Origin of the sequence: Streptomyces sp. WMMC500 (genome assembly GCF_027497195.1) — a bacterium.
GTDB lineage: Bacteria > Actinomycetota > Actinomycetes > Streptomycetales > Streptomycetaceae > Streptomyces.
The window spans coordinates 8,067,254-8,079,586 of record NZ_CP114905.1; the positions used below are offsets into that span (position 1 = coordinate 8,067,254).

The 12,333-nt window shown below is 74.5% G+C and carries 10 protein-coding genes; 2 read left to right on the top strand and 8 right to left on the bottom strand.

Annotated elements, in window-relative coordinates; translation table 11 throughout:
- Positions 1-59: 59 nt before the first annotated feature.
- The 3 genes from O7599_RS34765 to O7599_RS34775 are packed head-to-tail and all read right to left on the bottom strand — an operon-like array spanning position 60 to position 2,844.
- Positions 60-998 carry a carbohydrate ABC transporter permease gene (locus O7599_RS34765; RefSeq protein ID WP_281619579.1) on the bottom strand — a complete coding sequence of 313 codons (939 nt, stop codon included), beginning with the start codon at positions 996-998 and terminating at the stop codon, positions 60-62.
- On the bottom strand, positions 995-1,930 hold the full coding sequence (locus tag O7599_RS34770; RefSeq protein ID WP_348652639.1) for a sugar ABC transporter permease: 936 nt from the start codon (positions 1,928-1,930) through the stop codon (positions 995-997). The genes O7599_RS34765 and O7599_RS34770 overlap by 4 nt, the downstream gene beginning before the upstream one ends.
- 38 nt (positions 1,931-1,968) lie before the next feature.
- Complete coding sequence (locus O7599_RS34775; protein ID WP_281619581.1) at positions 1,969-2,844, bottom strand: IclR family transcriptional regulator; 876 nt, start codon at positions 2,842-2,844, stop codon at positions 1,969-1,971.
- Between the two features lie 261 nt (positions 2,845-3,105).
- Here O7599_RS34775 and O7599_RS34780 point away from each other — a divergent pair, with 261 nt between their 5' ends.
- The gene (locus O7599_RS34780; protein ID WP_281619582.1) at positions 3,106-5,646 is read left to right on the top strand and encodes a hypothetical protein; all 2,541 of its coding nucleotides are present in this window, start codon (positions 3,106-3,108) and stop codon (positions 5,644-5,646) included.
- A gap of 32 nt (positions 5,647-5,678) precedes the next feature.
- Positions 5,679-6,884: a glycoside hydrolase family 16 protein gene (locus tag O7599_RS34785; RefSeq protein ID WP_281619583.1), complete on the top strand. Its 1,206-nt coding sequence runs from the start codon at positions 5,679-5,681 to the stop codon at positions 6,882-6,884.
- Between the two features lie 56 nt (positions 6,885-6,940).
- Here the strand turns inward: O7599_RS34785 and O7599_RS34790 are convergent, their stop codons facing one another.
- The 5 genes from O7599_RS34790 to O7599_RS34810 form a co-directional block, all read right to left on the bottom strand.
- Complete coding sequence (locus tag O7599_RS34790; protein ID WP_281619584.1) at positions 6,941-7,777, bottom strand: SDR family oxidoreductase; 837 nt, start codon at positions 7,775-7,777, stop codon at positions 6,941-6,943.
- Positions 7,774-8,688, bottom strand: a complete 915-nt coding sequence (locus tag O7599_RS34795) for a dihydrodipicolinate synthase family protein (RefSeq protein WP_281619585.1) — start codon at positions 8,686-8,688, stop codon at positions 7,774-7,776. Before O7599_RS34795 ends, O7599_RS34790 begins: the two co-directional genes overlap by 4 nt.
- Before the next feature lie 133 nt (positions 8,689-8,821).
- Positions 8,822-10,003, bottom strand: a complete 1,182-nt coding sequence (locus tag O7599_RS34800; RefSeq protein WP_281619586.1) for a mandelate racemase/muconate lactonizing enzyme family protein — start codon at positions 10,001-10,003, stop codon at positions 8,822-8,824.
- A gap of 161 nt (positions 10,004-10,164) precedes the next feature.
- Positions 10,165-10,758 carry a peptidoglycan recognition family protein gene (locus O7599_RS34805; protein ID WP_281619587.1) on the bottom strand — a complete coding sequence of 198 codons (594 nt, stop codon included), beginning with the start codon at positions 10,756-10,758 and terminating at the stop codon, positions 10,165-10,167.
- 154 nt (positions 10,759-10,912) lie between these two features.
- Positions 10,913-12,211, bottom strand: coding sequence for an ROK family protein (locus tag O7599_RS34810; protein WP_281619588.1), 1,299 nt, complete (start codon positions 12,209-12,211; stop codon positions 10,913-10,915).
- Between the last annotated feature and the right edge of the window lie 122 nt (positions 12,212-12,333).

Here is a 12,333-nt window from a genome sequence, read left to right on the forward strand (position 1 = left end):
CCGACTCCTTGAAGGTGGGGAAGCGTGGCGCGATAGGGGACCGGGCGCGGCGGCGCCGGTCAGCTCTTGACGGCTCCGGCGGTCAGCCCGCCGACGAGGTAGCGCTGCAGGAACATGAACGCGACGACCACCGGCACCGAGACGATCAGCGACGCCGCCATCAGCGCCGGCCAGGCCGTCTGGAACTCGCCGATGTACGTGTTCACCAGGCCCGGCGGCAGCGTCATCGTGTCCTCGCCGGAGAGCGTCAGCGCGAAGATGAAGTCGTTCCAGCCGCGGACGAACGCGAACAGCCCGGCCGCGATCATCCCGGGCGCCGCGAGCGGCGCGACGATGCTGTGCAGGGTGCGCCAGCGGGACGCGCCGTCGATGGCCGCTGCCTCCAGCAGCGCGTCCGGGACCGTGTCGAAGATGCCCTTCAGCATCCACACGCACAGCGGCATCGTGAACGTGGTGAAGGACAGGATCAGCGCCGTGTACGTGCCCAGCAGGTCGAACTGGCGGAACACCGCGTACAGCGTGATCAGCAGCAGCGCCTGCGGGAACATCTGCGAGGCGAGCACGAAGTTCATCAGCGACTTGCGGCCGCGGTAGCGGAACTTGGAGAACGAGTAGCCCATGTACGTGGAGACCACCACGCTCAGCAGAGCGGTGACCCCGGCCACGATCACGCTGTTGACCATGTAGTCGAAGAGCTTGTCGTTCTCCGCGAACGCCTCGAAGTGGGCGAACGTGATCTCTGTGGGGAAGAACCGCGGCGGGAAGCGGAACGCCTGCCCCGGCGGGCTGAGCGCGGTGACCAGCATCCAGTACATCGGCAGCAGGCCGAAGAGCCCGATAACGCCGACCGCGGCCCACGCGGCGACGGAGGAGCGGACCTGGTCTGGGCGGCGCGGGCCGCGGCCGCGGGGGCGGCCGCCGGCGGGGGGCCTCGGCTCGCCGGCGGGCGGGCCCTTGGGGGACGCGCCGTCGGCCCTGGTGAACTGGGCGGTGGTCACGAGTGCTTGTCCTCCCGCTCGGAGGTCTTGAGGTACACCCCGACGAGGACCAGGAGCAGCAGCATCCACAACCCGCCGAGCGCGGCCGCGTGGCCGAGGTCGAAGCCCTTGAAGGCGTCCTGGTAGACGGCGACCGCGAAGGTCTCCGTGGCGCCGGCGGGGCCGCCGCCGGTGAGGACGTAGATGGTGTCGAAGTGCTGGAAGTTCCAGATGAACTCCAGCAGGATCACGATCGCCGCGACGCCCCGTACCCCCGGCCAGGTGACGGCGCGGAACCGGCGCACGGCCCCCGCCCCGTCCACGGCCGCCGCCTCGTGCAGCTCGCGCGGCACGGTCTGCAGGCCGGCCAGCATCATGACCATCATCCACGGGAAGCTCGCCCAGGTCTTGGTGACGATCACGGCGACCATCGCCGTCGTCGGCTCGCCGAGCCACGAGACGCTCTCGTCGATGATGCCGAGTTCCAGCAACGCGCCGTTGAGGACGCCGTAGTTCGCATTGAAGATCCACATCCAGAGGAAGGACACCACGACGCCGGGGATCACCCAGGGGAAGAGGAAAAGCCCGCGCAGGAACCCGCTGCCCTTCAGCCCGGTGTTGAGCGCCAGCGCGAGCGCGAACCCGACGGCGAACGGCGCGAGGGTGGCGCCGACGGTGAAGACGAGGGTGTTCTCCAGCACCGGCCAGAAGTCGCGGTCGAGCACGTCGGCGTAGTTGTCCAGGCCGACGAACGTACGTCCCGGCAGCCGCAGATCCTGGTCGAAGAAGCCGGTGACGAGGGAGGCGACGAGCGGGTAGAAGACGATCGCCGCGAAGAGCGCCAGACCCGGCACGGTGAGGAGGAAGGCGAAGGCGCCGTTCGACAGCCGCTGCCCCTCGTGCCTGGACCGCCTGCGGGCGGGGGCCGGCGCCGGGGAGGCGGCGGGCGGCACCGGGGCCGCCTGCTTCGGGGAGGCGGTCGGGGGCGGCGTCACGGCCGGCTCCTCTCGGGCTCGCGGGGGTGGCCCGGCCCGTTGCCGTGCCCGTTCCCGTTGCCGGATCCGTGGCCGGTCCGGGCGGGCGGTGCGGCGCGCGGGCCGACGTAACCGAGCCCGACGCTCACGGAGTCGGCGGCCTCGACCGCGGCGCGGGACAGCTCCTCCTCGCGCCGGTCGAGCGCGACGGTGGACAGCGGCCCGGAGATGGAGATGGCCGCGACGATGTCGCCGGAGCGGTCCCGGATCGGCGCGGCTACGCAGGAGCGGCCGTGCGCCAGTTCCTCGACCTCGGTGGCGTAGCCGCGCCGGGCGACAGCCGCCAACTCGGCGTCGAGAGCGGCGTGCGAGGTGAGGGTGGCCTGCGTGTAGCCCGGCAGCCCGTCCTCGGGGAGCAGTTCGCGGCGGCGTTGCGGAGCCAGGCCCAGCAGCAGGCACTTGCCGAGGCCGGTGGCGTGCAGCGGCTTGCGCTGGCCGGTGAGCACGGTGGACCGCGGGGCCAGCCGGCCTTCGAAGTTGAGCAGGTAGAACAGCGCGGCGCCCTGCCGGACGGCGACGTTGGCGCCGAGGCCGAGACGGGCCGCGAGCTCCTGGGCGAGCTGGCGTGCCTCGCGGTGGACGGGGTGGTGGTTGACGGCGGCGCCGCCGAGGGTGATGGGGGCGGTGCCCAGCCGGTACAGGCCGCTGACGGCGTCACGTTCGACGTAGTCCAGCGACTCCAGGGTGGCCAGCAGCCGGGAGGTGGTCGAGGTGCCGAGGCCGGTGAGGCGTACGACGTCGGAGACGCGCAGCTCCGGGTGGCCGTTCTGGAAGACCGCGAGCACGGCCACCGCGCGCTCGACGCTCTGGTTGTTGCCCTGATCCGATGCCATCCGCGACTCCAGTGAATCTGCTTTGCAACATGCGGGATCGTTGCCCACATATTGCGACGGCGTCAACCCTTGTGGCCGGGCTTCTGCGCCAACGGACCGGATCCGGGCCGAGAATGACACCCGGCTTCTCGTGCGGCGGGGGTTGACGGCCGTGCAACATGTGGACACTCTTCCTGTATTGCGGATGCCATTTGCGAAATGGGGAGCGTGTCATCGATGCCCAGCCGCCGGAGTTTCGTGAAGGCCGCGGGAGTCACCGCCGTGGCAACGTCAGCCCAGGCAGGGGCGGTTGCCGCCGCGGCGCCCGCCCCCGGGAACCAGGACACCGGCCCCGGGACCCTGCACCTCGACGGCGAACGCGTCCGCATCACCTGGAGCCGCACCGACGCCGGCTGGCGCGCGGTACGGGTACGGATCCGCACCCACCGCGGCTGGCGCGAACTCCCCGGCGCCCTCGGCGAGTACGGCCTCACCCACCACGCCGGCGCCGAGCCGCCCGACGCGGCGCAGGTCCGCCGCGAGGAAGCCGGCACCCACCACGCCTTCCTCCCCGCCGAGGCCGCCGTCGAGCGCACCGGCGGGGGAACCGCGGTCGTCTTCCGCCACACCCACGCGCTCGGCACCCTCGACGCCCGCTGGCGCATCGACCGCCGCCACCCCCGCGACGTCCGCGTCACCCTCACCTGGACCGCCGCCCGGGACGGCTGGGTCAGCCTGCGCACCCCCACCCTGTGCGCCCTGCCCGAGCAGGCCCTCGCCTTCGGCTGCGTCCCCGGCGGCTGGTACGGCCACGAGGCCAACCCCGACCTGCGCATGGCCGCCGAGTACGGCCACGGCCTGCCCGCCGTACCGCACCTGTTCTACGACGACCTCGCCACCACCCTCGCCCCGGTCCTCAGCACCACCGAAGGACTCACCCTCGCCGCCGTCGCCGAACCCGGCATGGCCCGCGACCCGTACGCGGCCGACCGCGTCACCCATCGCGACGTGCGCCTGGCCCTGTCCACCCGCGACCGCGCCGGCCGCCTCACCCCGCACCTCGCCCGGCCCATCCTCGGCTGCGCCGACTCCCGCTGCACGGCGGGCGACACGCGGGTCCTCGACTTCCGCTTCACCCTCACCGACGCGGACTGGTTCGAGGCGCTGCGGCACGCCGCCACCGACGTCTACGGCTTCGGCCGCTACCTCGAACTCGCCGCCAACAAGCACGCCCTGACCGAGCGCCTGGCCCGAATCCAGGCCACCTACATCGCCGACCCCGTGCTGTCCCAGTGGCTCACGGACGAGTACGAGGGCACCGTCATCGGCGCCCAGAAGTACAACGGCTTCGTCCAGGGCGCCGAGAACGACGCGATGAAGAACTCCGACATCGGCGCCATGTGGGGCCTGGCCGCCGCCACCTCCGACCCCCTGCTGGAACGCGACCGGCTGCCGTACGTACGCGCCTTCAAGCTCGCCCAGCAGCAGACCGCCGCCGGCCACTACCGCGGAGCGCTCAAGGGCCAGTACTACCTCTTCGACTCCGACCGCTTCGTCGAGGAGGGCAACCCCGACGCCGACATCGCCGACTACGTCGAACCGCTGGCCACCGCGTACTACGTCATCACCGACCTCGCGCACATCCTGCTCTTCCACCCCGGCGACGCCGAGCTGACGGGCCGCATCCGGCTCGCCGCCGACCACCTCGCCGACGCCCAGAAGCCCGACGGCTCGTGGGAGGTGGCCACCGACAAGGAGCCGCCGTACGCGGTCACGTACCCGCACCTGACCGAGGACCTGCGGCCCACCTGGTACGGACTGCTCGTCGCCCACCACGCCCTCGGCGACCGGCGCTACCTCGACGGCGCCGTGCGCGGCGCCGACTGGTACCTGGCGCACGCCGTCGAGCGCGCCCGCTACCTCGGCTCCACCGGCGACTCCGGCTTCCGGATGGACCTCTCCCTCTCCCAGGGCATCCAGGGCCTGCTCGACCTCGCCGAGGCCACCGGCGAGCGCCGCTACCGCGACGCCGCCGTCGAGGTCGCCCGCCTCCACACCACCTGGATCTACACCCACCCGGCGCCGTCCACCGAGCCGCGCATCCGCGCCGGCGCCACGTACGAGGCGTGGCAGCTCACCCAGCTCGGCCTGCAGAGGGAACAGAACGCCAGCGCACCGGGCAACGGCCCCATCCTGCTCTCCAGCTTCGCCGGCACTTACCTGCGCGTGCACCGGCTCACCGGCGACCCCCTCTTCCGCGACATGGCCCGCGCCGCCGCCCTCGGCCGCGACGCCTTCGTCGCCGAGGAGCCGGGCGTGCACTCGTACTACTGGGTGAAGTTCACCGACGGCATCGGCTCCTTCCCGCACCACGCCTGGTGGCAGATCGGCTGGATCCTCGACTACCTGCTGGAGGAGGTACGCACCCGCACCGGCGACCGGGTCGGCTTCCCCCGCGGCTACTTCACGCCCAAGGTCGGCGGCCAGCTCACCTACGGCTTCGCCCCCGGCCGCGTCCACGGCACCCCCGCCACCCTGCGCATCCCGCCGCGGCTGCTGACCGCCGACACCCCACACGCCGAGACCCTCGGCGCGCTGGCCACCGACGGCGGCCGGCTCTTCGCGCTGGTGCTGAACAGCAGCGCCCGGCCGCTGACCGCCACCGTGACCGCCGACCCGGCGCTGGCGCACCCGGACGGGCCCCGCACCCTCACCGGCATCCGCGCCGTCTCCGGCCGCCTCCTCGCCGCCGACGCGCCGCGCTTCACCGTCGGGCTGAAGCCCCACGGAATTGCGGTGGTCGCGCTCGACCTCGCCGAATAGTTCTGCCGCCGACGTGAACGGAAGGACGACCCATGCCCCGTGCCACCCCCCTCGTCGCGGCGGTCGCCGTCGCCGCCGCCCTGCCGCTGCTCGCCGCCGCCCCGCCCCCCGCCGCCTCACCGGCCCCCGCCGCGCCCGCCGCGGCGGAGGCCGCGGGGCCGCCCGGGGCCGGCTGGACCCAGGTCTTCGGCGACGAGTTCGCCGGCACCGCCGTCGACACCGCGAAGTGGAACTTCCGCACCGACGTGAAGGCCAACAGCGCCCAGCGCCCGCAGAACGTCTCCCAGTCCGGCGGCGCCCTGCACGTCGCGCTCAGGAAGGAGGACCACGCCGGCAAGCAGTTCACCGGCGGCGGCGTCATCTCCAGGAAGCACCTGCGCTACGGCTACTACGAGACCCGCGCACGGATCAACGACGGCGCCGGCTGGCACACCGCCTTCTGGCTCCAGGCCGGCGACGGCAGCACCACGTTCCCGGCCGAACAGCGCACGGAGATCGACGGCTTCGAGACCGACTCGGTCAACCCCACCAGGACCTCGCACAACGTGCACGGCTGGGTGGGCAGCGGCGTCCACGGCCCGGTCACCTACGGCTCCGGGACGTACGACACCGGCCTCGACCTCAGGCAGTGGCACACCTACGGCATCGACTGGTCCGAAAGCGGCGTCCGGTTCTACGTCGACGGCAGCCTCACGTACACGGCCCCGTACACCCCCGGCCAGTGGATGCACGACTACACCGCGGTCTGGCTCACCAGCATCGCCACCGGTTCGCTGCCCGACGCGGGCAAGCTGCCGTCGGCCGCCTCCTTCGACTACGTCCGCTACTGGCAGCGCGACTACTACGTCGACAACGACGGCGCCGCCGCCTACGGCCACTCCACCACCGGCACCTGGCAGCCCAGCGCGCTCACCGGCTGGACCAGGGACTCGCCCGTCTCCTACGGCTGCGCGGCGGGCGCCGAGGCGACGTGGCGTCCGCGGCTGCGGGCGGCCGGCACGTACGAGGCGTTCATCCGCAAGTCCGTCTCCTCAACCGGCGGCGACCCGGCCGCGCAGGTGACCCTGGACAACGGCGGCGCCGTGTCCACCCGCACCCTGGACGAGCGCTCCGGCAGCCCGGGCTGGGTCTCGCTGGGCACCCAGGAGTACGAGGCCGGCACGGGCGCGTCGGTGTCGCTCACCGCGAGCGGTACGGGCTGTGCGCACGCCGACGCGGTGAAGTTCGTACGCCGGTAGCGCCCGCAGCCCGCAGCCCGCAGCCTGTAGGGGACGTTTCGCGGATGCCGGTCTCGTCATACGGGACCGGCATCCGGCTCCAGGAAGCGCTCCCGCAGGTCGGGGCGGAGCCAGGCGGCGGGGGAGGAGATGCTGAGGCCGCCGTCGACCGGCAGGACCGCGCCCGTGACGAAGGACGCCGCGGGCGACGCCAGGAAGTGCACGGCCGCGGCGACCTCCGGCGGCGTGCCGGTGCGGCCCAGCGGATAGCCCTCGGCCACGTGCGCCAGGGGCGGGGCGCCGATCATGCCCGGCGCCACCGCGTTGACGCGGATGCCGCGCGGGCCGTAGTCCAGGGCGAGCTGACGCACCAGGCCCTCGACGCCCGCCTTCGCCGCCGCGTAACCGGGCAGTCCGGGTGCGGCGAGGAAGGCGTTCACCGAGGTGACGGCGACGACGGCCGACCCGGGCGGGAGCCGGGGGAGCGCCGCGCGGGCGACGAAGAACGCCGTGTCCAAGGTGGCGGACTGGGCCAGCCGCCACTGCGCGTCGGTGGTCTCGGCGGCCCGGGCCACCGGCTGGGCCGCCGCGGCCAGCACCACGACGTCGAGCCGCCCCAGTGCCTCCGCCGCCGTCCGCACACAGCGGGCCGCGATCGCCGGGTCCGCGCAGTCGGCGGTGGCGTACGCGGCGTACGACGGGTGCGCGCAGTCCGTCAGCCCGCAGCCGGCGACCCGGTCGCCGGCGTCGGCGAAGGCGTCCGCCACCGCGAGCCCGATCGCCGAGTCGCCCCCGACGACGAGGACTCCGCGCGCCTGCCCGCGCCGGACCGCGTCCTGTCCGCCCGGCGCCTCCCGCCTGCCCGCGGCGTCCGCCGGGCCCGCCGCGCCCGGCGCCCCGCCCGCGCCGCTCACCGCGCCCCGCCCGCGGCCACCGGCGGCAGCGCCAGCCGCGACAGGATCCCGTCCAACTGCCCCCGCAGCGGCTCCGTGAGCCCCTTCGCCGGCAGCCGGACCGCCGCGGAGCCGATCACCCCGCGCCGTACCAGCACCTCCTTGTGCACCGCCCAGGCGAACCCCGCCTGCATGCCGAACCGGATCAGCGGCAGCAGCCGTTCGTACGCCCCGTGCGCCTCCGCCGCCCGCCCCGCGGCCCAGGCGTCCAGCACCGGCCGCAGCGCGTCGGTGAACTCGCACGCCGGCATGGTCCCCACCGCGCCCGCGGCCAGCTCCTCCAGCAGGAAGAAGGCGTTCTGCCCCCCGAGCACGTCGAACCCCGCCGGGGCCGCGGCCACCGTCTCCGCGATCTTCGGTACGGTCGGCGCCGACTCGACCTTCACCGAGTCCACCCCTTCGAGCTTGGCGAACTCCGTGACCAGCGGCACCGGCATCGCCACCCCCGTCGTGGCGGCGGCGTCCTGCACCATGACCGGCGCACCCGCGCGCTCCCCGAGTGCCCCGTAGAAGTCGACGAGCTGCCGGGCGCCGGGCTTCGCGAGGTACGGCGGCAGCACCATCAGCGCGTCCGCGCCGCCCGCGACGGCCTGCCCGCACTGCTCCAGGGCCGTCGCCAGGCTCGTCGGGCTGACGCCGGCCACCACCGGCACGGCGCCGGCGACCACGTCCCGTACGTCCGCGAGGACCGCGTCCCGGTCGGCGGCGGTGAGCGCGAAGCCCTCGCTCGCCATGCCGAAGACCGCCACCCCGTCCGCCCCGGCGCTCAGTTGGAACGCGGTGAGCCGGCGCAGCGAGGCGCGATCGAGGCTCCCGTCCGGGTGGAAGGGGGTCGCGAGGACGGGGACGAGACCTCGTACGGGCCGGCTCATGCTGGGGTCCTTTCGTTCGCCCGGCCGGCCGCGCGGCGGGTCGGCGCGGCCTCGCCGCGGTCGGGTCGGGGTGCGGGGTGCTGCGGGGCGGGGGACGCGGCGCCGCGGCCGGGCGGCCCGGTCTCGGCGCCCCTCACCCGGTGATCTCCTGCGCGTGCCGTACGACGAACCCGGCGTCCACCTCCACGCCCAGGCCGGGCCCCGCGGGCAGCGGGATGCCGGTGTCGGGGCCGCCGGCGAGCGGGGTGCGCAGGATGCGGCCGGCGACCTGCCAGGTGGTGGGCTGGTACTCGAAGTACGGCATGTCGGCGACCGCGGCGGCGAGGTGCAGCCCCGCGGCGGTGGCCACGCCGAGGCCCGTGGAGTGGTGCGGGGCGACGGGGACGTGGTGGGCGGCGGCCAGCTCGGCGACGGCGAGGGCTTCGGTCAGGCCGGTGCGGCCGGCGTCGGGCTGGGCCAGGGCGAGGGCGCGGCGGCCCAGCCAGTGCGCGAACTCGTAGCGGTTGCGCAGGGCTTCGCCCACGGCTATCGGGAGGTCGAGGCGGCGCTGCAGGTCGCGGTGGCCCTCCACGTCCTCGGGGGCCAGGGGGGCCTCCAGGAACAGCACCCGGCCGCGCCGCTGCAGCTCGCGGCCGAGCCGCGCGGCCTCGGCGGGGGTGTACGCCCAGTGCGCGTCGACGGAGACGCGCAGCCGCTCGTCGGCGGCGAGCACGGCGTCGACGGTGGCGAGGTCGGCCTCGACGCCGCGGCCGAGGTGCAGCTTGATCCGGTACGCGCCGCGTGCGGCCCACTCGGCGGCCAGCCCGGCGCGCTCGGCGTCGGTGCCGCGGGGCAGCCCGGAGACGTACGCGGGCAGCACGGCGCGGAACGCGCCGCCCAGCAGCTCGGCGACGGGCAGGCCGGCGCGGCGGCCGGCGAGGTCCCACAGGGCGATGTCGACGGCGGCGAGCGCGTCTGCCTGATGGCCCGTCAGGTGCCCGCGTTCGCGCATGAGGTCGCGCAGCCGGTGCCAGGCGGGGCGTACGGCGCCGGCGGGCGCGCCGAGCAGTGCGGGGCGCAGCAGGGTGGCGACGGCCTGCCCTGCCACCTCGGGGCCGACCGGCGCCAGCGCCTCCCCCCAGCCTTCGGCGCCGTCGTCGGCGACGACGCGGACGAGGAGGGTCTCGAAGCGGGCGGAGTACAGGCTGCGCCAGGGTGCGCGCACCACGTACCCGCGGTCCTCGGTGAGGTCGCTGCCGTCGTCGAGCCGCCCCAGGTACGCCTCGCCGTGCGGCAACTTGAGCGCGTAGACGCGGACATCGGCGATGCGGGCCATGCTCACCATCCCTGCTTCGGCAACGGGCTCGGGTGATGGCAGATTCCCACATCATGCAAGCGATATGCAAGAAGTGCATTGACCTTTACGGGCAGGAGGAACCCGGTGGGCGGCAACACCCCTGAGCCGCCCACCGGGTGTTCGTGGACCCGCGCCGGGCGTCAGGCGGCCCGCACCAGCCGCATGTACTTCGTCCAGTTCCAGTTGGCGCCTGGGTCGGTGTGGGTGGCGCCGGGGACCTCGTTGTGGCCGATGACGTGGTCGCGGGTGCGCGGGATGCCGTAGCGGTCGCAGATCGCGGCGGTCAGTTGCGCGGACCGCCGGTACATCACGTCGGTGAACCAGGCCGGCTTGTCCACCCAGCCCTCGTGCTCGATGCCGATGCTGCGGGTGTTGTAGTTCCAGTTGCCGGCGTGCCAGGCGATGTCCTTCTCCCGGACGAGCTGGGCGATGTAGCCGTCGGCCGAGGCGATGAGGTAGTGCGAGGAGACGTCGCGGCCGGGGTTCTGGAAGATGTCGACGGCGTCCTGGAAGTACTCCTGGGTGACGTGGACGACCACGAAGTCGAGCGGGTACGCGGAAGGGCGGCTGGAGACCGTGTAGTTGGACCGGTCCGCCGGTATCCAGTGCGTCGGGGGGTATTGCGAAGAAACGGCCTGCGCGGGGGTGGCGGCGAGCCCGCCGAGGCCGGTCGCCGCGGCGGTGGCGGCGGCACCCTGGATCAGCCGTCTGCGGGGGAGGTTCGCGAAGTCCATGGGGCTCCTGACAGCGGAGGGACATTTGCGCGTACATGACAGTCCGAAATCCATCATGAGGACACGTCGGGCCCGTGCCAAGACATGGCAGGTCATGCCAATGGGCGCACCAAAGGCGGTGGTTGGGGGCGGGGCGAGGGGCGCGCCGGGAGGGTCAGCCGGCGGCGACGGTGCCGGGCGTCTCCATGACGGCGTCGACCTCGCTCAGCGCCGCCCCGAGCAGCGGCCCGTCGGCGCCGAGCGCCGAGACGGTCAGCCGTACGGTACGGGCCGGGTCGGCGACCCGGCGGCCGAGTTCGCGTTCGACCGCGGGCACCACCCAGGGCGCGAGGCCGGCGAGCGCGCCGCCCAGCACGACGGTCTCCGGATCGAGGATGTTCACGGCGCCGGCGATCGCGATGCCCAGCGCGCCGCCCGCCTCGCGCAGCGCCGCCCGCACCCGGGCGTCGCCGGCGGTGGCGCGGGCGGCGAGCACGGCGATCCGCCCGCCGGGGCCGGGGTGTGCGGCGCGGGCCCGCTCCGGGTCGATGCCGGAGGCCCGCAGCACGGCCTCCTCGCCCGCGTACTGCTCCAGGCAGCCGCGCCCGCCGCAGGCGCACGGCTGCCCCTGGGGGCGTACGGGCACGTGGCCCAGCTCCCCGGCGAACCCGTGTGCTCCGCGCAGCAGTTCGCCGTCCATGACGACCGCGGCGCCGATGCCGATCTCGGCGGAGACGTGCAGGAAGTTCCGCCCGGGCCCGGGGGAGCGGCCGCCTTCCGCCGGTATCGCCGCGGGTGGCCGATCCGCCGCGGCTGACTCCCCGTCGCCGACGGTGCCGGACGGCTCCGCGGTGCCCTGCTCCAGCCGCTGTTCGGCGAGCGCGCCCAGGTTCGCCTCGTTGCCCACGCGGGCCGGCGGGACGACCGGGAGCAGCGGGGCGAGGTCGACGCCCTGCCAGCCGAGGTTCGGGGCGCGCACGACCGTCGACTCGTCGCGCGCGATCAGCCCCGGCACCGCCACCGTCAGCCCGGTCGGCGTCAGGCCCTCGCCCCGTACCTCCGTCACGACCTGCTCGATCAGCCCGGCGAGCCGCTCCAGCACCGGCCCCGGCGGGTGGTCGCGGTTCGCGGCGTCCGCGGCGACCCGGGCCCGTACACGCCCGCTCAGGTCCACCGCGCAGACCGCGAGGTGGTCCACGCCGATCTCGGCGCCGAGCCCGCAGGGCCCCCGGTCGTTGAGCGCCAGCGCGCTGCCGGGCCGGCCCACCGTGCCCGGGCGGCCCGGGCCCAGCTCCACCAGCAGCCCGGCGCGCAGCAGCTCGTCGACGACGGCCGCGACCCCCGCCCGCGTCATCCCGATCCGCGCCGCCACGGCCGCGCGCGACAGCGGGCCCCCGGCGGCCACGGCGCGCAGGGCCAGGGAGAGGTTCCGCTGCCGCAGCGCCTGCTGCGTGCGGGGAGAGGGCGCCGACACGGGCGGCTCCTTCCTGGCGGGGGCCGTGAACGGCGGTGATGACCGTCACGCGGGGCTCGGGCAGGACGACCCTACGGCCTGGCGGCGCGGTTCCGGAGCATGGGAGACAGGCTCGAAACCGT